Source organism: Aeromonas popoffii (assembly GCF_037818705.1).
In the GTDB taxonomy this organism is placed as follows: domain Bacteria; phylum Pseudomonadota; class Gammaproteobacteria; order Enterobacterales; family Aeromonadaceae; genus Aeromonas; species Aeromonas popoffii.
In genome coordinates this window covers 4,100,001-4,121,415 of the sequence record NZ_CP149129.1, presented here as the reverse complement: position 1 = coordinate 4,121,415, position 21,415 = coordinate 4,100,001, and the positions used below count along the sequence as shown (strand labels likewise).

18 protein-coding genes and 1 pseudogene (1 of these 19 running past the window's edge) are annotated in these 21,415 nt (G+C 58.5%); 10 read left to right on the top strand and 9 right to left on the bottom strand.

The features are described 5' to 3' along the window. Window positions 1-108 precede the first annotated feature (108 nt). The gene (locus tag WJM78_RS19070) at window positions 109-342 is read left to right on the top strand and encodes a hypothetical protein (RefSeq protein WP_212513596.1); all 234 of its coding nucleotides are present in this window, start codon (window positions 109-111) and stop codon (window positions 340-342) included. A 122-nt stretch (window positions 343-464) separates the two neighbouring features. Further along, window positions 465-1,424, top strand: a pseudogene (locus WJM78_RS19065) (IS1595 family transposase); the annotation flags it as partial. Window positions 1,425-1,481: 57 nt separating this feature from the next. Here WJM78_RS19065 and WJM78_RS19060 read toward each other — a convergent pair. After that, window positions 1,482-2,033, bottom strand: a complete 552-nt coding sequence (locus WJM78_RS19060; RefSeq protein WP_042033725.1) for a GNAT family N-acetyltransferase — start codon at window positions 2,031-2,033, stop codon at window positions 1,482-1,484. Between the two features lie 57 nt (window positions 2,034-2,090). After that, complete coding sequence (locus tag WJM78_RS19055) at window positions 2,091-2,645, bottom strand: GNAT family N-acetyltransferase (protein ID WP_212513598.1); 555 nt, start codon at window positions 2,643-2,645, stop codon at window positions 2,091-2,093. A 351-nt stretch (window positions 2,646-2,996) separates the two neighbouring features. Between WJM78_RS19055 and WJM78_RS19050 the strand changes: the two genes are divergently transcribed. Beyond that, the gene (locus WJM78_RS19050) at window positions 2,997-4,766 is read left to right on the top strand and encodes a M4 family metallopeptidase (RefSeq protein ID WP_275930959.1); all 1,770 of its coding nucleotides are present in this window, start codon (window positions 2,997-2,999) and stop codon (window positions 4,764-4,766) included. Window positions 4,767-4,817: 51 nt separating this feature from the next. On the opposite strand, the gene WJM78_RS19045 is transcribed toward WJM78_RS19050, so the two are convergent. Then, window positions 4,818-5,717, bottom strand: a complete 900-nt coding sequence (locus tag WJM78_RS19045) for a LysR family transcriptional regulator (RefSeq protein ID WP_275930960.1) — start codon at window positions 5,715-5,717, stop codon at window positions 4,818-4,820. A gap of 209 nt (window positions 5,718-5,926) precedes the next feature. Here WJM78_RS19045 and mdtH point away from each other — a divergent pair, with 209 nt between their 5' ends. After that, entirely contained in the window at window positions 5,927-7,120 is a 1,194-nt protein-coding gene (mdtH, locus tag WJM78_RS19040; RefSeq protein ID WP_339011032.1) for a multidrug efflux MFS transporter MdtH, read from the top strand. 63 nt (window positions 7,121-7,183) lie between these two features. On the opposite strand, the gene WJM78_RS19035 is transcribed toward mdtH, so the two are convergent. The 3 genes from WJM78_RS19035 to aspA form a co-directional block, all read right to left on the bottom strand. Next, a complete protein-coding gene (locus WJM78_RS19035; RefSeq protein ID WP_108537136.1) occupies window positions 7,184-8,269 on the bottom strand; it encodes a porin in 1,086 nt (361 codons plus the stop codon). A gap of 198 nt (window positions 8,270-8,467) precedes the next feature. Beyond that, window positions 8,468-9,787 carry an anaerobic C4-dicarboxylate transporter gene (locus WJM78_RS19030; RefSeq protein ID WP_108537135.1) on the bottom strand — a complete coding sequence of 440 codons (1,320 nt, stop codon included), beginning with the start codon at window positions 9,785-9,787 and terminating at the stop codon, window positions 8,468-8,470. A 127-nt stretch (window positions 9,788-9,914) separates the two neighbouring features. Next, complete coding sequence (gene aspA / locus WJM78_RS19025) at window positions 9,915-11,357, bottom strand: aspartate ammonia-lyase (RefSeq protein ID WP_339011026.1); 1,443 nt, start codon at window positions 11,355-11,357, stop codon at window positions 9,915-9,917. A gap of 452 nt (window positions 11,358-11,809) precedes the next feature. On the opposite strand from aspA, the gene WJM78_RS19020 reads away from it, so the two are divergent. Further along, window positions 11,810-12,292, top strand: coding sequence for an FxsA family protein (locus WJM78_RS19020; protein WP_042033717.1), 483 nt, complete (start codon window positions 11,810-11,812; stop codon window positions 12,290-12,292). 24 nt (window positions 12,293-12,316) lie between these two features. Here WJM78_RS19020 and WJM78_RS19015 read toward each other — a convergent pair whose 3' ends face one another. Beyond that, window positions 12,317-13,669, bottom strand: coding sequence for an MATE family efflux transporter (locus WJM78_RS19015; RefSeq protein ID WP_042033716.1), 1,353 nt, complete (start codon window positions 13,667-13,669; stop codon window positions 12,317-12,319). 233 nt (window positions 13,670-13,902) lie between these two features. On the opposite strand from WJM78_RS19015, the gene WJM78_RS19010 reads away from it, so the two are divergent. The 5 genes from WJM78_RS19010 (at window position 13,903) to WJM78_RS18990 (ending at window position 18,665) form a co-directional block, all read left to right on the top strand. Further along, a complete protein-coding gene (locus tag WJM78_RS19010; protein ID WP_042033715.1) occupies window positions 13,903-14,196 on the top strand; it encodes a co-chaperone GroES in 294 nt (97 codons plus the stop codon). Between the two features lie 39 nt (window positions 14,197-14,235). Continuing rightward, window positions 14,236-15,870 (top strand): chaperonin GroEL, encoded by a 1,635-nt coding sequence (gene groL / locus WJM78_RS19005; RefSeq protein ID WP_042033714.1) that lies wholly within the window; start codon window positions 14,236-14,238, stop codon window positions 15,868-15,870. Window positions 15,871-15,965: 95 nt separating this feature from the next. After that, window positions 15,966-16,463, top strand: coding sequence for a molybdopterin-binding oxidoreductase (locus WJM78_RS19000; protein WP_339011021.1), 498 nt, complete (start codon window positions 15,966-15,968; stop codon window positions 16,461-16,463). A gap of 23 nt (window positions 16,464-16,486) precedes the next feature. After that, a complete protein-coding gene (locus WJM78_RS18995; RefSeq protein WP_339011019.1) occupies window positions 16,487-18,418 on the top strand; it encodes a putative bifunctional diguanylate cyclase/phosphodiesterase in 1,932 nt (643 codons plus the stop codon). 58 nt (window positions 18,419-18,476) lie between these two features. After that, window positions 18,477-18,665, top strand: a complete 189-nt coding sequence (locus tag WJM78_RS18990; RefSeq protein ID WP_080741189.1) for a hypothetical protein — start codon at window positions 18,477-18,479, stop codon at window positions 18,663-18,665. 58 nt (window positions 18,666-18,723) lie between these two features. On the opposite strand, the gene rluA is transcribed toward WJM78_RS18990, so the two are convergent. Together rluA and rapA are read right to left on the bottom strand one after the other, a co-directional pair. Continuing rightward, window positions 18,724-19,380: a bifunctional tRNA pseudouridine(32) synthase/23S rRNA pseudouridine(746) synthase RluA gene (rluA, locus tag WJM78_RS18985; RefSeq protein ID WP_339011015.1), complete on the bottom strand. Its 657-nt coding sequence runs from the start codon at window positions 19,378-19,380 to the stop codon at window positions 18,724-18,726. A gap of 115 nt (window positions 19,381-19,495) precedes the next feature. Next, window positions 19,496-21,415: the 3' portion of an RNA polymerase-associated protein RapA gene (rapA, locus tag WJM78_RS18980; RefSeq protein WP_339011013.1), read on the bottom strand. The gene runs 948 nt beyond the window's last position; the window shows 1,920 of its 2,868 coding nt (coding positions 949-2,868); its start codon lies off the right edge, out of view — the gene reads right to left on this strand; its stop codon occupies window positions 19,496-19,498.

Genomic DNA, 21,415 nt, shown 5'->3' with positions numbered 1-21,415 from the left:
ATATTTCGCGCGCCTCTTGGCTCCCGGTCTATGGGTTTCTAACCGGGTGAACGGACGCACTGTGATGGTTGAACGAACCATCTCTCCATATTTTTTGAGGGTATGCACATGAACAAAGTACTGGTAGCCGGTATCCTGGGCCTGATGTTGACCGCTTGTGGTCAGAAAGAAGAAGCCGCCGCTCCGGCAGCGACTCCGGCCGCCGACGTTGCTGCAACTGTTGAGCAAGCCGCTAGCGAAGCCACCTCTACCGTAGAGAAGGTTGCTACCGAAGCGACTGCAACCGTCGAGAAAGCTGTCTCCAAGGCTGAAGCCGCAGTGAGCGATGCCAAGGCTAACTAAGCCTGCACCTCTTCTGAAGACGGGTCCGGAGCCAAGCTCCGGACCCGTTTTTTTAGGCTCTGTCCCAATTACGTGTTGAAAGGCTAATCTTGAAGTAGGCCATCACCTTGAGGTCTACCATCATGGATACCCCAGCCTTTCAACACCTGTTGTCCCTTTTTCCCCAGTTAACCCTGCGCCAGCGCCGTGTTGCTCAGCAGGAGCTCACTGCACCCCACACCATTACCTCGCTCAATACTCAGTTACCGGCATGCAGTGGCTGCCCACATTGTCAGGCTGATGTCACCCAGCTGGCACCCTGGGGATGGAGTCGGGGACTGCGCCGCTACCGTTGCAAACTGTGTCTGCGCACCAGCACCGTTTTGACTAAAACTCCTCTGGCACGGTTGCGCAAAGCCCAGTGCTGGGAAGACTACGCGCAAGCCCTCATCGAGGGACTGACTGTCCGCCAAGCCGCGCGGCGCTGTGGGGTCAGCAAAAACACCGCGTTCCTCTGGCGTCACCGCTTCTTGCGCGCGATGGCAACCCATCAGGCCACCCGGGAAGAGGGCATCGTTGAGGTTGATGAGACCTTCTTCCTTGAATCGTTCAAGGGGCAGCGGGGACTGCCGCGTCCGGCACGTCATCGCGGTGGTAAAGGTCGAACTCGTGGAACCGGGCCAGATTACATCCCGGTGATGGTGGTACAAGACCGTGCAGGCCACCATGCGGATTTCCAGTTGGAGAGAATCGATGCCGAGACGGTCATCGCGGTGTTGAAGCCGTTGGTGTCAGCGGATGCGGTGCTGTGTAGCGATGGAGCGGGTGTGTATGCCTGTTTCAGCAAAGAACAGGGTGTAACCCATCAGGTGGTGCGCAATCGTCAAGGCGAACGGGTGGTCGGTGCGTATCACATCCAGCACGTAAACGGGTATCACCATCGGTTGAAAGAGTGGCTGGAGCGGTTCCATGGCGTGGCGACGCACTACCTGAAGAACTACCTGGGTTGGCGCAGGATGCTGGAGCGTTACGGAAAAGGCGTAAATATCAAAGCATGTTTGCATGAGGCGCTGGGGCGCCCCATGCAACACGTAATTGGGACAGAGCCTTTTTTTATGCCTGACGGGCAACTGGCCTGCTGTTGGCGAGCCGCTTCTTGCCTAGATCGCCGGGTTGATCCGTGCGGTGAGCACATGATCCTCCCAGCGGCCGTTGATCATCAGATAGTCCCGGGCCAGGCCCTCTCGCTCGAAGCCGAGGCGCTCTAGCAGGGCACCGCTGCGCAGATTGGTTGGCATATAACTGGCCATGACCCGGTGCAGGCCGTGCTCCCGAAACAGGTACTCAATCCCGGCCTCGATCACCTCCTGCATCAGGCCCTGGCCTTCATGGGCTTGATCGATGGCATAACCAAGATGGCAGGCCTTGAACATGCCCATCAGTATGTGGGTGAAGTTGCAGGTGGCGATCACCTGCTCGCCCAAGGGGTCGAGCGCCACCAGATGAACGGCGCTGCCGTTGAAGAACTGGCCATAGCTGTCGCGCAGGCGGCCATGCCAGTGGCTCAGGGTATAGAAACCCTCGTCCCGGCTGGGTTCCCAGGGGGTGAGGTGAGCGCGATTGCGCAGATAGAAATCCAGCATCAGGTCGGCCCGCTCGGGCGGCAATACAGTGAGCCGGGTACGGGCCGTGCGGAGGTGCGGTAGTGCCATCAAGGTTCCCTCTGTGGATTCATAAGCAGGGTGCCGACCGCCGGGCTGCCTCGGCCATCAGTGATCGCGTTGCCTTAGCCACTCATCGCGCAGCAGGCCGTAGTGGACGTGGTCCACCACACGATCCTCCAGTCGTTCGGCCCGTCGGCTGATCCCCTCCGGCTGCATGCCGAGTCGCTCGCACACCGCCCGGCTGGGCTCGTTTTCCACCGCCGTGCTGATCTCAACCTTCTCCATCCCCATCTCTTCGAAGGCGTGATGGATCAGGGCCTGACAGGCGCGAGTGATGATGCCGTTGCCCTGCCAGCGTTCCGCCAGCCAGTAGCCAATGGTGACCTTGGCCAGCGCCTGATCGATCTGGTTGTAGCCGATGACACCGACGACCTCGCCCTGATACTCGATGACGGTGGTCAATCCCTCGCCGCGGGCAAACTTCTCGATGGCGTGGCGGATGAAGGTGGCGCTGTCGGCCGGCTGCTGTATGTAGGGAGGCCAGGGCAGCCATTGGGTCAGGTAGTCGCGGTTCTCCCGGCACAGGCCAAAGAGTTCGCTTGCCATGTCGGGCTGCAAGAACAGCAGCGCCAATTCATCGTCCAGTTGCCATGAAAACATCCTTACCTCTCTGCCGTGTCTTGGCCCTGTGTGGGCCGCCAAACAGCCAATGTAGCCAATCAACCCCTTGTGCGCCAAGGGCTTTTACACTCTCACCTGCGTTCGCTATCCCCATATGGAGGGGCCTGTGTTGGGGGTCGTGTGGGTCTGGTTATTCTCAGGCCTTTTCAAGCGTCATTCACTGCTTTTTGTTCTGTTTGCACTACCTAACATATGAAACCGCAGATCCTGCTACCGGTTCGTGCTGCGCTGTCATATATGACAGGCAGCTGTTTTGATCGTGCTAACTAGTGTAGGAGCGTTGGGTAAGAGACCCGGCGTGCAATCTTCATCGACCTAAGGAAAGACGAGATGAACAAAGTTTATTTGGCCGTGGTATTGGCCTGCTGGGGAAGCGCAGCCTTGGCTGCAGAACAGGTTGACGTACATCAGGTGGCGGGCATTCAGGGAGCACCAAGCGGCGCCGCAGGTGTGAGTGCGCTGGTTGGGGATGGAGAGTTTCGTCAAGTGCGGGCGGTCAAGCTGCCCAATGGCCAGCAGCGGGTTCGCTATGAGCAGACCTGGAATGGTATCCCGGTCTGGGGCCAGGTACTGGTGGCTGAGCTGTCCCTCGGGGGTCAGATAAGCCAGGTCTCCGGCCAGATCCTGCGCCAGATCGATGCCGACCTGGCCAGCCCGACGGCTGCCCTGTCACCGGCCGATGCCGCTGGCAAGGCCCGTGCCGGGGCCAAGGGCAGCAACGAGCGAGTCAAGCTGTTCGTGATGCAGGATGAGGCCGGGCAGGCCCGTCTGGTCTATCTGGTCTCATGGCTGGCGGCAAGCGAGCAGCCGAGCCGTCCCTTCGTGGTGATCGATGCCCAGAACGGTACCGAGCTCAAGCGCTGGGAGGGGATCAACCACAAGGACTCCACAGGCCCGGGTGGCAACGTCAAAACCGGCAAATACTTCTACGGCTCCGACTTCGGCCCCCTGCTGGTGGATGACACCTGTCGCATGACCAGCCCGAACGTGGATACGGTCAACATGAATCACGCCACCACGGGTGGTGCCGTGCACCAGTTCACCTGCCCGGAGAACACGGTCAAGGAGATCAACGGTGCCTACTCGCCGCTCAACGATGCCCACTACTTTGGCAATGTGGTGTTCGACATGTACCGCAACTGGTACAACACGGCGCCGCTCAGCTTCAAGCTGAAGATGCGGGTGCACTACAGCCGCAACTACGAGAATGCCTTCTGGGACGGCAGCCAGATGACGTTTGGCGACGGTGCCACCACCTTCTACCCGCTGGTGAGCCTGGACGTGGCCGCCCACGAGGTGAGTCACGGTTTTACCGAACAGAACTCGGGCCTGGTCTACTCGGACCAATCGGGCGGCATCAACGAGGCCTTCTCCGACATGGCGGGGGAAGCGGCCGAGTACTACATGAAGGGCAGTAACGACTGGATGGTCGGGGCCCAGATCTTCAAGGGCAATGGCTCGCTGCGCTACTTCGAGGATCCGACCCGTGACGGCAGCTCAATCGGTCATGCCAGCGATTACTACGATGGCATTGATGTGCACCATAGCTCGGGTGTCTACAACCGTGCCTTCTACCTGCTGGCCAATACCAGTGGCTGGAACACCCGCAAGGCCTTTGAAGTATTCGTGCTGGCCAACCGCCTCTACTGGGGAGCCAATACCACCTACGATCAGGGCGCCTGTGGCGTGACCAGGGCGGCTACCGATCTGGGCTACAGCCTGCCTGACGTGGCGGCGGCCTTTACTACGGTCGGTGTCAATGCCTCCTGCGGCACCACACCGCCACCGAGCAGCAGTGTGCTGCAAAACGGGGTCCCCGTGACCGGGCTCTCCGCTGCCAAGGGTGGCAAGGTGAACTTCACTATCGACGTACCGGCCGGCAAGAGCCAGCTGGTGGTCGCCAGCAGTGGCGGCACAGGTGATGCGGATCTCTATGTGAAGTTCGGGGCGCTGCCGACCGGCAACAGCTATGATTGCCGCCCATACAAGAATGGCAACACCGAGACCTGCACTCTGAATTCGCCCAAGGCGGGTACCTGGTATGTGCAGCTGAGCGGCTTCAGCGCCTTTTCCGGGGTGACCCTCAAGGCGACCTACTGATCCCTGGTTGATGTGACCTAGCGTTTTGCGCCGGACTTGTCCGGCGCTTTTTTATGCGGGTTTACCCGACCAGCGTCGGGCCAGGGTGCGGGCGGCTTCCAGCACCCGCTCCTTGGCGGGGTTGGGTCGTTTGCCGCTGCGCCAGGCCATCATGACATCCCAGTGATCCTGCGGCAGATCCACCACATCCAGCTGGATCAGGCGGCCAACCTCCAGGTCCCGGCTGATGGCGAGTGCCGGCATCAGGGTGATGAAGCCGTGCTCCAGCGCCAACTCCCGCGCCGCACTGGCGGGCTGGATGGCATGCAGCGGGCTTGCCACCTGGCGTAGCAGTCGCAGTTGCAGGATCAATTCGTCGCAGCCTGTGCCCCACTGCTGGGGAGCCAGCCGCTCGTTGGCTATGTCTTGCAGGGTCAGGCCCCGCTGCCCCGCCAGTGGGTGGGTGGCGCAGGCTACCGCTATGATGGGGGAGCGGCAGAGCAACTCGAGCTGGATGCCGGCGATGGCCGGACACTTGAGGATGAAGCCGACGTCTGTTTCACCGGTCAGCAGCTCTTGCATGATGATGCCGGAGTGATCCGTATTGCAGCGGATCTCGAATGCTTCATCCACCAGCGCCAGCAGCAGGGGGCCAAACACCACAGTGGTCAGGGAAGGGAGGCAGGAGAGCTTGATGCGGGGCAGGGCTGGCGCACCTTGCATCGCCAGGCGTCCCCCTTCCAGTGCAGTGAGCGCGGCGGCTGCCGCAGGCAGAAACTGTTCGCAGGCCGGGGTCGGGGTAGCGCCGCGTCTGTGGCGGCGAAACAGGGGTTGTCCCAGCGCCTGTTCCAGCACGGCGATTCGCTGACTGACCATGGGTTGGGACCAGCCGCGAATGGCCGCCGCCTTGCTGAAGCTGCCGCGATTGACCACATCCAGTAGTAATTGCAAGTCATCCAGAGTCATAGCCATAACGTAATCCAATATGAAATATAGCCAGTTGTCGGCTACCACTATATCTGGCGCCCTTCCAGAATAGCAGTCTCAATCGTCGTGCATTGGCATATTGCCATGTCGAGTCAGGGGGTTACAGTCACCCTTGACCCGATTTGGCGACGGCGTCATCCGGGCGATGAGACGAGCGAGTTGGATGTCATTAGCAAAGCAGGGGTCAGGCAATTATGGTGGAGCGGGCGAGGCGGTTGGGGCGGTGGTTTTTGGCGTTGGATTCCCTCTTGGTGATCCTGGGGTTTTTCGTGGTGATGCCTATGATCAGTCTGCGCTTCGTGGATCAGCTTGGCTGGGCGGCCGGGGTGGTTGGTCTGGCGCTGGGGCTGCGTCAGCTGACCCAGCAGGGGTTGGGGGTGTTTGGGGGATCGCTGGCAGACAAGTTTGGTGCCCGGCCACTCATAGTGGGGGGCATGCTGTTACGGGCAGCGGGTTTTGCCAGTCTGGCCTATGCCCAGAGTGGGCTTGATCTGATCCTCTCCTGCATCATCTCGGGGCTGGGCGGCTGTCTGTTCGATCCCCCCCGGGCCGCCCTGGTGATCAAGTTCACTCGTCCGCGTCAGCGGGGTCGCTACATCTCCTTGCTGATGATGCTGGAGAGCGCCGGCGCCGTGGTGGGGGCGCTGCTTGGCAGCTGGTTGCTCAACTTCGACTTCGAGTACGTCTGTCTGCTGGGGGCTGGCCTGTTTGTCTGTGCGGCCCTGTGCAACCTGCTGATCCTGCCGCCCTACAAGCTCTCGCTACGGCCGACGCCGATCCGGGCCGGTCTCGGCCAGGTGTTGGCGGACAAGGCCTTCTGCCGGCTGGTGCTGATCCTGAGTGGCTACTACGCACTCTGGGTGCAGGTCATGCTGATCTTCCCCATTCTGGTGAAACAGATGGCGGGCAGCACCACTGCGGTGGGCTGGATGTATACCCTGGAAACTGCCATCTCGCTGGCGCTGCTGTACCCTCTTGCCCGCTATGGTGAGAAGCACCTCAAGCTGGAGAGTCGGCTGATGGCGGGCGTGTTGCTGATGACGGCCGGCATAGGGCTGGTGGCGTTTGCGATCACGCTGCCAGCGGTCTTCATGCTGCTGGCCTGCTTCTACCTGGGGATCGTCATCGCCGAGCCGGCGCGGGAGACCCTCATGACCAAGTTGGCGCAGCCGGGGGCACGTGGCAGTTACATGGGCTTCAGCCGGTTGGGGCTGGCGCTCGGTGGCATGACGGGATACGTGGGGGGCGGAGCCTTGCATGACTACGCCAATGCTCAGGGGCAGCCTTGGTTACCCTGGCTGGTGCTGGGGACGGTCGGCGTGACGACCTTGCTGCTGCTGGTGAACTGCTTTCACCGCGAGCCGAGTCTGGCGCGGATTAATATCTGACGGGCAATCAAAAACCGGCCGCAGGGCGGCCGGTAACAATACAGTAGGCAATTCAGGAACGGCTTAGAAGTTGTACTGCAGGGCCACGGCGACCACGTCGTCGGTGTTCTTGCCCAGAGTATTCATGCTGGTAGATCCCACTTCGTCCAACAGGTTGATTTTGTAATCAACATAGGCGTTGAAGTTGTCGGTGAAGTTGTACCAGGCACCGATGGAAACATATTCGGTAGCGGTCTCGTCGATGCCGCGGGCGTTGTCTTTCACGTCGGTACGCAGGTAGGCCAGAGACGGCTTGAACTTGCCGATGGTGTACTGGGCTACGGCTTCGTAGCCATCCATCTTCTCGGCATAGCCGTTGTTGACGAACAGGTGGTCTTCACCGTGGGAGTAGGTCGCAGCCAGGTAGAGGTCGCCGACTGCGTACTTGGCACCCACGCCATACAGCTTGGCATCGCGATCGCCACCGAAAGCGGCATTGGCTACTTGCTCGTCGGTCTTGCCAGCCTGGTTGTAGGCAGTACCCAGGCTCAGGCCCATGTCGAAGTCATAGTTGGCAGACACGGCGAAACCTTCGGAAGAACCCTTCGGATTCCAGGTGCTGTTCGGGCCAACGCGGTTGGAGCGATCAGCGTTCTGCGGATCGTTGTTACCGGTGAACTGGGCACCCAGGGTCAGGCCCTGATAGGTATAGATGTACTGGGCCAGGCCGTTGGTGCGGCCGGTGCCGAACACTTCTGTGTCTTTACCCAGGCCGTCACCGCCCCACTCAGCCAGCACGTCGGTGTAGTTGTTCACGGCTTTGGTGAACAGACCATCCTGACGGCCATAGCTGAAGGCACCGAAACGATCGTGCTTGATGCCGGCGTAGGCATAACGCAGTTCGTCGTTGTCAGAACCGGAGACCGGCAGGTTGTATTCAGCGAAGCCGAATGCTTTGAGTTCGCTATCTATCTTGGTTTCGCCGGCAACGTGCAGACGGAAGTAGCTCTGATCACCTTCGGAGCCGTTGTCATCGGTACCGTAGTACATGCCTTGAGCACGGCCACCAATCTCGAGTTTGGTGTCGTTCTGGTCATAGACGGTAGCGGCTTGCGCACCACCGGCCAGCAGCACGCTGGAGATGGCCATAGTCAATGCTGTCTTTTTCATTGTTCGTTCCTCTGGTGTAAACACTGTCGTACCTGTGCTGGCCCTGTTGATCGGTTTCTGTTCCGATGCCCAGAGTAGATCTGCGAACCTTGATAGAAACTGAAGTGCATAAGGATTAATTAATGATTAGACGCAAAAGCCAGGCATAAAAAACGGCCCAAAGCGGGCCGTTTGAGGGTTTTTAGCATGAAATGCTGATCAGAGTATCATACCGCCAAAGAAGAAGCCCAGTGCCACGGCGAAAGCGATGGTCGCAGTGCCGGGGATGAAGAAGGGGTGGTTGAACACGGCCTTGCCGATACGGGTCGAGCCGGTGTCGTCCATCTCGACCGCGGCCAGCAGGGTCGGGTAGGTCGGCAGTACGAACAGGGCGCTCACGGCGGCGAAAGAGGCGATGGCGGTCAGCGGGCTGACACCCAGTGCCAGCGCAGCCGGCATCAGGGCCTTGGTGGTGGCGCCTTGTGAGTAGAGCAGCATGGCGGCGAAGAACAGCACAACGGCCAGCAGCCAGGAGTACTGGTTCAGCAGGTCACCGGCGATCAGCTGTATGGTGTCCATGTTGCTTTTCACGAAGACGTTGCCCAGCCAGGCCACACCCAGTACGCAGATACAGGCGGACATACCGGATTTGAAGGTCGGCATGTTGGTCACTTGAGTGGCATCCAGTTTGCAGACCAGGGTCATGATGGTGGCAGCGGCCAGCATAATGCCCATGATGGCGCCGTCACGGGGGATCGGCGGGTTGGTGATCAGGCCCACTTTACCTGAGATGGCGGTGGCATAGGCCATGACCGCTACGATGGCGGAGATGAAGATCCAGACAGAAACCTTGGCGTAAGGCTTCAGCTCCAGCTTGGTGGTGCCGCGCAGCTTGATCAGTCCCTTGGCTTTACGCTCCAGATAGACTTCATCCTGCTCCAGCGGTTTGCCCATCAGGTTGGCAATGAAGGCGCCCAGGATACAGGCAATGAAGGTGGAGGGAATACAGATGGCCAGCAGGGTCAGGTAGTCAATGCCGAACGGCTCCAGCATGCCGGAGAAAGCAACCACGGCCGCGGAGATCGGGGAGGCGGTGATGGCGATCTGGGAGGCAACAACCGCGATGGAGAGCGGACGGGAAGGACGAATGCCCTGCTCCTTGGCCACTTCGGCGATCACCGGCAGGGTGGAGAAGGCGGTGTGACCGGTACCGGCCAGCATGGTCATCAGATAGGTGACGATCGGGGCGGCGAAGGTGATGTACTTGGGATTTTTGCGCAAGGCTTTTTCTGCCAGCGACACCAGGTAGTCCATGCCTCCCGCCAGTTGCATACAGGCAATGGCACAGATGACGGACGCGATGATCATGATCACGTCCCAAGGGATGAAGGTGACCAGTTGGTCGCCCGGAATTGCTACCCCCAGGCCCCAGGTCAGTACCAGCACACCCAGACCACCGGCAAAGCCGATACCGATACTGCCTATCCGGGCACCCAGATAGATAGCGGCGAGCACGACAAGTAACTCGATAACAATCATAGTGAACACTCCATTTTCCAGTTTTTTTAGGTTTTATTTGGCAGAAAAGCCAATTCCCGATGGGGCTGGGCAAGACCTATCGGGAACTGACTTTATGGGCCGGGATAAACCCGGCCCATTTGCTCGCTTATACGTTGGCTTCGCGGGTGTAGCGCTTGGCTTTGTATTGCGGGTTCATCAGGTTCTCGATGGAGAGAATTTCATCCAGCTGCTCTGCGGTCAGCAGGCCGCGTTCCAGCACGACCTCACGGACGTTCTTGCCGGTCTGGGCACAGATCTTGCCGACGATATCCCCTTCGTGGTGGCCGATGAAGGGGTTCAGGTAGGTCACGATGCCGATGGAATTCAGCACGTGGTTCATGCAGATTTCCGGGTTGGCAGTGATGCCTTCGACGCACTTCTCGCGCAGGGAGATACAGGCTTTTTCCATCAGGCCAAGGGATTCGAACATGGCCTGGCCAATCACCGGCTCCATGACGTTTAGCTGCAGCTGACCCGCTTCGGCGGCGAAGGTGATGGTGACGTCGTTACCGAATACCTTGAAGCAGCTCTGGTTGACCACTTCCGGGATAACCGGGTTGACCTTGGCCGGCATGATGGAGGAGCCCGCCTGCATTTCCGGCAGGTTGATCTCTTTGAGTGCGGTGCGCGGGCCGGAGGAGAGCAGACGCAGATCGTTACAGATCTTGGACATTTTCATGGCCAGACGCTTGATGGCGCCGTGCAGCATCACGTAGGCGCCGCAGTCTGAAGTAGCTTCTATCAAGTCTTCTGCCGGCACATAGGCACGACCTGTGATCTCGGCCAGTCGCTTGATGGCCAAGGCTGAGTACTCGGGCGGGGTGTTCAGGCCGGTACCAATCGCGGTCGCGCCCAGGTTCACTTCCAGCAGCAGCTCCTGGCAACGCTTGATGGACTTGATCTCTTCACGCAGGGTGACGGCGAAGGCGTGGAATTCTTGGCCCAGGGTCATGGGAACTGCGTCCTGCAGCTGGGTACGACCCATCTTCAGAATGCTCTTGAACTCCTTGGCCTTGTCATAGAAGGCGGCGATCAGCGCTTCCAGCGCGTGCAGTGTGGTGTCTGTGCTGTTTACCACGGCAACGCGGAAACCGGTGGGGTAGGCGTCGTTGGTGGACTGGCACTTGTTGACGTGGTCGTTCGGGTTGATGACATCGTAGCGGCCTTTCGCCAGACCCATGATCTCGAGGGCGATGTTGGCCAGTACTTCGTTGGTGTTCATGTTGACGGAGGTGCCGGCACCACCTTGATACACGTCGACCGGGAACTGGTCGAAGCATTTGCCGGTGTTCAGCATCAGGTCGCAGGCTTCTACGATCTTGTCAGCAATTTCAGGACGAATGGTACCCAGTTCGCCGTTCGCCATGGCGGCGGCCTTCTTGGTCAGTACCATGCCGCGGACGAATTCCGGAACGTCAGAAATCTTCTGAGAGCTGATCTTGAAGTTCTCGACAGCGCGCAGGGTGTGCACACCGTAGTAGAAATGATTGGAAACTTCTTTGGTGCCCAGCAGGTCTTCTTCAATGCGGACGTTCTTGATGTCGCTCATTGTAATGCCTCAGAAATCAGATTAATGGAAACGATCCTCACCGAGTGGTCGCGAGTTCCTTACGCACGGCTCATCCTGAAGCACCACACATCGAGTGGGGCAGGTGGAGGCTTTTTTGCCCCCTATAATTACTGGTGTCTACATTACCTCAATTGAGGTATCTAATATTAGACTTGGATCACTAAATTTGAGACAGCCTCAAATAAATTGTGGTCATTAAACTGAGATTGCAATCGAACGATTTACTTTGACAGAACAAGGTGTTCAATCACAGTCCACTTGGCCGTTTTTTCTGAAGAACCGGCGCGCTGTCACCCTTCAGACTTGAAAAACGAGGGGATACCCCCATTTTAATTCTCAAGGAGCTATATCATGGTGAGTTGGCAGCAACATTATTTCGTTGGCTGCAACAGACCTGAGATTCATTCAAGTTCACCCGCACTGAGGTTGTTATGGGCAAGTTATTTCTGTTGTTGATTGGTCTGGTGCTGCTCGAGCTAACCGTGATGATCGAAGTGGGCTCCGTGATGGGCGCCTTGCCAACCGTCGGCTTATTGGTACTGGCCGCCGTGATCGGGTCATCGCTGGTGCGCAGTGAAGGCATCAAGACCCTGCTCAATGCGCAGCAAAAGATGCAGCAGGGCGAGATGCCGGGTCGAGAGGTGATGGGGGGCATGATGCTGGCGCTGGCTGGCTTGCTGCTGATCATCCCGGGTTTTGTGACCGATTTCTTCGGTATCCTGCTGTTGCTGCCCTGGCTGCGTAACAGGCTGGCCGACAAGCTGGTGGGCAGCGGCCAGTTCAGGATGCAGATGGGCGGTTTTCAGGCACAGCGGCCTCCATTCGAGGCGCGTCCTGGCGAGGACGAGGAACCGCCGGGCGGTGCTAATCGTGGTGGGACCACCATCGAGGGCGAATTTGAACGTAAAGAATAAACCGCAGTATGGGTGCTGTGCCTGTCAGGGTTTGCCCTGATGGCACAGTCGCTCGAAGCGGTGGTGGGCATACCACCAGGCCAGTGTGCCCGCCGCCAGATTGGCCAGCAGTATCCCCAGATAGATCCCCTGTTCCCCACCCAGTTCAGCCCCCAGCCAAGCCCCTGGCACCAAGAAGACAAACAGTCGCAACCCGTTGAACAGAAAAGAGACACTCGAGGCCCTGACACCATTGAGCGCCGAGGCCAGCAGCATCACCATGCCCTGGAAGCCGTAACCTATGGGCACCAGGTGCAGATAAAGGATGATGAGGCGCACCACCTGTGGGTGATCGCTGAACAGGTTGGCGATGAGCGGTGCCAGCAGCCAGGTCAATCCATAGACGCCGAGCTGGAACAGCAGGGCGAAGCGCATGCAGAACTGGAGCGCCGCCTTGGCGCGGGCCGGGTTGCCCGCTCCGCAGTTTTGAGAAATGAAGGGGGCCAGCACGGAAGAGAGCGCCATCATCACGATAAGCAACAAGGCTTCCACTCTCGATGCGGCGCCATAGGCAGCCACTACCTCGGTGCCTAATCCGGCGAAGATGGTCATCAGCACGGCAGTGGCCAGCGGGTTGAGCATGTTGGTAAACGAGGCCGGTACTGCCACGTGCAGCAAGGCGCGCCAGTGAGCCAGCAGCCGTGGCCGGGGCGACAGGCGCCACAACAGCAAGCCTTCCCGATGGCGCAATATATAGAGGCTGACCAGCATGGCCATCAGCCAGGAGATCGAGGTGGCAATGGCCGCCCCACGGATCCCCCACTCGGGAAAAGGGCCTATGCCGAAGATGAGCAGAGGATCCAGCACACCGTTGACCAGTCCCGCTACCCCCATCACCAGGCTCGGGGTCTTGGTATCTCCAGTGGCCCGGATGGCGGCATTGCCTACCATGGGCAGCACCAGCATGGGCACGGTCAGATACCAGATCAGCATGTAGTCGTAGATGAGCCCGATAAGCGGGTCGCTGGCACCGAGCAGCCGAAACAGGGGTTGTATGGTGAGGGCGCCCAGCACAGAGAGCAGGGTAACCAGTACCACGGCCAAAAATAGGCTGTCAGTGGTGATGCGGGCGGCTTCGTCATGCCTGCCCTGGCCGAGTGCGTGACCGATGACCGCCGAGAGCCCAGCCCCCAGCCCCATTGCCAACGAGGTCACCACGAAAGTAACCGGAAAGGTGAAGCTGATGGCCGCCAGCGCCTGGGTGCCCAGCATGCCGATGAAGAAGGTGTCGACCAGGTTGAAAGCCAGTATGGCGACTATGCCGAGGATCATGGGGCCCGTCATGCGCAACAATACGGACGTCATGGGGGCGGTCAGCATGGGATTGGGTCGGGTCACGGGCTCGTCTCTTGCATCTGGCGAATTACGTTCTGACTGTGGGCAGCGCAAATCCGGTTTCCTGACCGGGACACGGGCGATCCATCGAAGATATTCATAGTACGTGAAAATATTTTTTTTGTATTTGCCCTTGAAGGGTTAACAAAAACGCCCCACATCAGAGACATATCTAATTTGGCCAGGAATGGCCATTCCTCAAAGCAACACAGAGACTCATTTTGGGAGAGTTATCGATGAAAATTCGTCCACTGCACGATCGCGTCATCATCAAGCGCATCGAAGCTGAAGCCAAATCCGCTGGCGGCATTGTCTTGACTGGTACTGCGGCCCAGAAGTCCACCCGTGGTGAAATACTTGCCGTGGGGACTGGCCGAATTCTGGACAATGGCGATGTCAAAGCCCTTGCCGTCAAGGTGGGTGACAAGGTGATCTTCAACGAAGGCTACGGTGTGAAGACCGAGAAGCTGGATGGTCAGGATGTACTGATCCTGTCCGAGACCGACATCCTGGCGATTGTCGAAGCGTAATTCACCCTTTTCCCCGAATTGATTTAAGGACTGAAGAAAATGGCAGCTAAAGAAGTCAAGTTTGGCAACGAAGCCCGCATCAAGATGCTCGAAGGCGTAAACATCCTGGCCGATGCCGTCAAGGTCACCTTGGGTCCGAAAGGCCGCAACGTGGTACTGGACAAGTCCTTCGGTGCTCCGACCATCACCAAGGATGGCGTCTCCGTTGCTCGCGAAATCGAGCTGGAAGACAAATTCATGAACATGGGCGCCCAGATGGTCAAGGAAGTTGCTTCCAAGGCCAATGACGCCGCCGGTGACGGTACCACCACGGCGACCGTACTGGCTCAGGCCATCGTCAACGAAGGCCTGAAGGCCGTTGCCGCTGGCATGAATCCGATGGATCTGAAGCGTGGTATCGACAAGGCAGTTATTGCTGCCGTTGCCGAGCTGCAAGTGTTGTCCCAGCCGTGTGCCTGCAACAATGCTATCGCTCAGGTGGGTACCATCTCCGCCAACTCCGATGAAAAAGTGGGCAAGCTGATTGCCGAAGCCATGGACAAAGTCGGTCGTGATGGCGTCATCACAGTTGAAGATGGTCAGGGCCTGGATGACGAGCTGGCTGTAGTCGAAGGTATGCAGTTCGATCGCGGCTACCTCTCTCCGTACTTCGTCAACAAGCCGGAAACCGGTTCTGTCGAGCTGGATGATCCTTTCATCCTGCTGGTTGACAAGAAAGTGTCCAACATTCGCGAGATGCTGCCGGTGCTGGAAGGCGTTGCCAAAGCAGGCAAGCCGCTGCTGATCGTTGCCGAAGACGTGGAAGGCGAAGCGCTGGCGACCCTGGTGGTCAACACCATGCGCGGCATAGTGAAAGTGGCTGCCGTCAAGGCACCTGGTTTCGGTGACCGTCGCAAGGCCATGCTGCAGGATATCGCCATGCTGACCGGTGGTACCGTGATCTCCGAAGAAGTGGGCATGGAGCTGGAAAAAGCGACCCTGGAAGACCTGGGCCGTGCCAAGCGCATCGTCATCACCAAAGAAAACACGACCATTATCGATGGTGTGGGTGATGCAGCCCTGATCGAGAGCCGTGTGGCCCAGATCCGTCAGCAGATCGAAGATACCTCTTCCGATTATGACCGTGAGAAGCTGCAAGAGCGTGTAGCCAAACTGGCTGGCGGCGTTGCCGTGATCAAGGTCGGTGCCGCTACCGAAGTCGAGATGAAAGAGAAGAAAGCCCGTGTTGACGATGCCCTGCACGCAACTCGCGCAGCCGTCGAAGAAGGTGTGGTTGCTGGTGGTGGTGTTGCGCTGGTGCGCGTTGCTGCCAAGCTGGCCAATCTGCGCGGTGACAACGAAGACCAGAACGTGGGCATCAAGGTTGCCTTGCGTGCCATGGAAGCTCCGCTGCGTCAGATCGTCATCAACGCCGGCGAAGAAGCCTCCGTCATTGCCAACGCGGTGAAGAATGGTGAAGGCAACTTCGGTTACAACGCTTACACCGAACAGTACGGTGACATGCTGGCCATGGGGATCCTGGATCCGACCAAGGTGACCCGTTCTGCGCTGCAGTTCGCCTCTTCCATCGCCGGCCTGATGATCACCACAGAGTGCATGATCACCGAGTTGCCGAAGAAAGATACCCCTGCCATGCCTGACATGGGTGGCATGGGCGGTATGGGCATGATGTAATTCGGCCCTGTTTACCAAACGGCTCGCTTTTGCGAGCCGTTTTTTTTATGGCGACTAAACTGAGTCTATTGTTGGCAACTTTATATGAGGTGAATATGCGTGCACTGGGTTTGATTACATTACTCTTTTCTCTGGCAATGCCAGCCATGGCCCTAGAGGCACCGCAGGGACCCGTGATCTTGAAGGTGACCGGCAATGTGATGCCCGCCGAGGCGAGCGAGGGGGCCATTGGCTTCGATCTGGCCATGCTCAAGGCGCTGCCACAGCATGAGATAGTGACGGGAAACCCCTGGGTCGACAAACCGCACAAGTATGTGGGGCCCAAGCTGGCGGATGTGCTTGCTGCCGTCGGGGCGGATGGCAAGGCCGTAACCCTGACCGCCTTGAACAGTTTTCAGATTAAGATCAACTGGGACAAGGTCAAACAATATGATCCCATCCTGGCTTGGCAGGACGACGGGGTGACCATGCGGGTGCGGAATAAGGGGCCGCTTTGGTTTATCCTACCGCTGGATCAGTATCCTGAGCTGAAACGGTCAGAATTTACCGACATGATGATCTGGCAACTGAGTTCGGTTGATATCCAGCATTGATATAATGGTTTGCGGGAGTACGGGTGAAAGCAAAGACCAAGGCGTGGCCGTTACTTGCGGTGCTTTATCTATCCATCCTGTTGTTCACGGGAAGCACCCTGTATTGCCTCGCACAGATACAGAATGCAACCCGGGTGATGGAGAAATATACCTATGATGTCTCCTGGGCCCTAATGCAGTTGCAGTTGGAGTTGGGGCGTTTCCTCAACTCCGTCGAGATCTACCATTATGGCGGCATAGATCACGATACCCTGATGCTGCGTTACGACATCCTCTGGAGTCGTACACCTATCCTGCTCAGTGGCCAGCTGCGCCAGAGCATGAAGGACAAGCAGAAGACACTGCGGTTGGTGCAGCTGATCGAAAGCAATATCCGCGAGATGGAGTCCAACATCACTCACCTGAAATCGGGCACGCCGGACTATCAGCAGATCATGATGCGGCTGGCCCCCCTGCAGGAACCTCTCTCTTACTCTCTTGCGTCTGTCATGCAGAAGAACATCAACGTCTATTCGGGCAATGACAAGCGTTTCGGCCAGTTGCGCAATGCCTTGCTGTTCATGGTGTCCGGCCTCGTGCTGTCGGTGATGCTGCTCAGTGGCCTGCTGATCCGCGAGGCTCGCCGGCACTTCCGTATGGCACGGGTTGATCCCCTGACCGGATTGGCCAACCGGCTGGCGTTGCTGGAGAAGATGGAATCGTATGCAGCCAGGGAGACGCCATTTGGCCTGGTGCTGGTGGATATCAATGATTTTCGTGATATCAACAGCAAATTTGGCTACAACACGGGTGACTTCCTGCTACGGGAGCTGGCAAAGCGGACCCGCAGCCTGTGTGAAAACGGGGAGTGGGTGGCACGTCTGGGTGGGGACCAATTCGCCATGATCCAGCGCGAGAGCAGCGACCTGCGACAGGTGAGGGAGCTGGTCTCCCGCCTGCTCCATGCACTCAAGCAGGACATTATCATCGACAATTACCCATTCCGGCTGGAAGTCGGGATCGGTATTGCCTTCTTCCCGATGGACAGCAAACTGACGCAGGAGTTGCTCAGCCGGGCCGAGCTGGCGCTGTTTCACAGTCGCAAGGCCCATGTCCCTTATGTCATTTATGACAATTCGCTGCTCAATGAGACGGCGCGACGCAAGCATCTGGCAAGCGACATGATAATGGCGTTGGAGCACAACGCACTTGAGCTTTATTACCAGCCCATCGTCAATCTCGAAAGTGGTCGCTGCGAGGCGGTCGAAGCTCTGCTGCGCTGGCGCCACCCTGAATTGGGCTTCATTCCGCCCAATGAGGTGATCCAGGTGGCGGAAGAGTTCCAGCTTGCCGAGAAACTGGGCAGCTGGGTGCTGAATACCGCCTGTGAGCAGCTCTATCAGTGGCAGCAGCTCGGGTTGGTCGATTTGCAGATGTGCGTGAACATCTCACCTGGCATGTACCAGCGCAACTTGTTGAAGCTGGTGGCCAAGGCCTTGATGGATCATCATATCCCGGCCGCCAGCCTGGTCTTGGAAGTGACCGAAGACACAACAATGCGCGAGGTGAAAAACTCCTTACAGCTGATGCAGGATCTCAATCAGCAGGGTGTACAGCTGGCGCTGGATGACTTCGGGACCGGCTACTCCTCCCTCAGTTATTTGCAGAAACTGCCCGTCAGCAAGGTAAAGATCGATCGCTCCTTCATTCAGGGGATCGATACCTCAATAGAGGCCTCGGAGCTGGTCGCCAATATCTGCCGCATGGGCTCCATGCTGGGCAAAAGCCTGGTGTGTGAGGGGATAGAAACCCAGGCCCAACTCGATGTGCTGCGCACCCTCACCGACATTCACCTCTATGGTCAGGGATATCTGTTCAGTCGTCCTGAACAGGCAGAGAAGGTCTATCAGACTTTGCTGGAGATGGAAGAGCAATGGCTGGAGCGACGTCACCCCAACAAGACGTATTTAATTTAGCCAAAATGGCTCATGAATGGCACAAGAGGGCCGATAGTCTTAGGGCAGGAGGTACACCATGGATATATCTAGTTCTGCATCAACGTCATTTGGTTCTGCTTTGCTGACAGCCAGTCTGGCCAAGAAGCAGCAAACCCAGGATGGTGAGGCCGCATTGAAACTGCTCCAGACGGCTGCTCAATCAGCCCCGACCGCAGCGACATCGGCCAGCTCCACACTGGGAAGTAAAATCGATATTCGCGTCTGATCCTAATGAAAAAGCCCCCATCAGTTGATGGGGGCTTTTTTTATGTTCACGTTCTGGCCTATAGCGGAAAAGGTGCGGGAGCTTCAAAGGTCATACGCTCCCCACTGCGGGGGTGGCTGATGGTCAGCATGGCCGCATGCAGGTAGAGATGGGGGGCTGCCGTCAGCGCATCCGGATGGGCATAGAGGTTGTCACCCAGAATCGGGTGCCCCAGCTCCAGCATATGGACGCGTAACTGGTGGGAGCGACCTGTGATGGGGGTCAGCTTGATCAGGCTGTTGCCGTTCTCTACCTTCAGTTTTTCCCACAGGGTCAGGGCGTGGCGCCCCTCCTCGTGGTCCACCTTCTGTTTCGGGCGGTTGGGCCAATCGACGCAGAGTGGCAGATTTACCTGACCCGATTCTGCCTCTGGCTCACCCCACACCCAGGCGAGGTAGTGCTTCTCGGTTTCCCGCTCGCGAAATTGTCGGCTCAGCTCCCGATGAGAATTGGGGTTGAGAGGAATGACAATGACGCCAGTGGTGGACATGTCGAGGCGATGGGCAGCCGCCGCCTTGGGGTGTTGCTGCTTCACCCGATGCAGGATGCTGTCTTCATTCTCGGGGCCGCGCCCGGGGACGCTCAGCAGGCCCGTGGGCTTGTTGACCACCATGATGTCCTTGTCCTTGAACAGGATATCGAGCCAGGGTTCCAGAGGCGGTGAGTATTCAAACATAAATGTCTCGCATCAGAAGGTGGGGGCAAGCCCCCATCAGTTATGGGTAACCACGATAAAGCGGCATTGGATATCCAGTTTGAGCTGGGTCTGGCCGCTGTCGGTCGGTACCTTGTCAGTTATGGGTGACCACGATAAAGCGGATGGCATCCAGCTTGAGTTGGGTCTGATCGATCAGGTGGTGCAATTCTGCCTGCAGATTGCGCAGATAATCCAGTTCGCTGTCGCGCACGTTCGGGTTGACTGCCTTGAGCGCTTCCAGCCGATCGAGATCCTGCTGCAGGGTCTGCGCCATTTGGGCACGGGCCTTGTCGACAATCACGGCTTTCAGCTCTTCGGCAATCGGCTGGCCTTTGCCAATCAGACCGTGAATAACCGGCTGGGAAGCTGTCACCAGTTTGCTGCCAAGATGGCGGTTGACTGGAGTCAGCTGGCGGTTGAAGGCATCGAACGCCACCTTCTCGCCCAGATTCTGGCCATTCTTGTCCATCAGCAGGCGGATCGGGGTCGGCGGCATGAAGCGGTAGAGCTGGGGATGGGCCGCAGACTCGGCGACGAAGATCAGCTCCAGCAGAATGGATCCGATGGGCAGCGCCTTGTTCTTGAGCAGGGCGACCGAAGTAGCACCGATCTCGGAGCCCAGGATCAGGTCGATACCGCCGCGCATCATGGGGTGATCCCAGGAGAGCAGCGCCATATCATCCCGCGACAGGGCGGTGTTGCGATCGAAGGTGATGGTCATGCCGTCTTGCGGCAAGCCCGGGAAGCTGGAGACCAGCATGTGATCCCCCGGGGTCAGCACCAGTGCGTTCTCGCCACGGTCATCCTGATTGACGCCGATCTCGTCGAACATCTTGAGAGCGAAGGAGATCATGCCGGTGTCGTCATCTTCGGCGGCCAGCTTGTCGACCAGCAGCTGGGCAGCAGCGCCACCGCTGGAGTGGATCTCCAGCAGGCGATCGCGACCCTGTTCCAGCCGGGCTTTGAGCGGCTCGTGCAGTTCGCGGGTTTTGATCAGCAGGGCGTCGAGGGTCGCCTGATCGCCGGTGTTGGCGGCCAGCAGCTCGAACAGCTCGTCACGCACCGCTTCGAATACCGGGCGAGCGGTAGGGCAGGTCTGCTCGAACGCGTCCAGACCATCGTGATACCAGAGCTGCAGGGCGCGCTGGGCAGTCCCTTCCAGATAGGGGACGTGGATCTCGACGGTATTCTGCTGACCGATACGATCCAGTCGACCGATACGCTGTTCCAGCAGATCCGGGTTGAGCGGCAGATCGAACAGCACCAGATGACTGGCAAACTGGAAGTTGCGACCTTCTGAACCGATCTCGGAGCAGAGCAGCACCTGGGCGCCACCATCTTCTTGCGCGAAATAGGCGGAGGCCTTGTCCCGCTCGAGGATCGACATCCCTTCATGGAACACGGTGCCGCGGATCCCTTCACGGGTGCGCAGCGCCTCTTCCAGCGCGATGGCGGTGGCCGCTTCGGAGCAGATCACTAGCACCTTCTGTTGGCGGGCCGAGAGCAGCAGCCCCAGCAACCACTCGACGCGCGGGTCGAACTGAGTCCAGGTGGCGTTGTCGCCTTCGAACTGCTGGAAGATTTTCTCGGGGTAGAGGTAGCGCAGGGCACGGGTCTGCAGATCGCCACCATTGCCACCCATCATGCCCATCACCTTGATGGCAGTCTTGTACTGCTCCGGCAGCGGCATGGGGTAGACATTGAGGTGGCGCTCAGGGAAGCCCTGAATATTGGCGCGGCTGTTGCGAAACAGCACTCGGCCGGTGCCATGCTGATCCAGCAGCTTGGCGACCGCCTGCTGACGGGCGGCGGTATTGCTCAGATCCAGCCCTTCCAGCTGGCTGGCGAGGATCTGCCTGGCTTCATCGCTCAGGGTCTCGCCATCCAGCAGCTCTTGCGCTGCGCTGGCGACCTGACCATAAGCCTGCTCCTCGGCGAGGAAGGCCTCGTAGTCGTAGAAACGCTCGGGATCGAGCAGGCGCAGACGGGCGAAGTGGCTCTGGTGCCCCAGCTG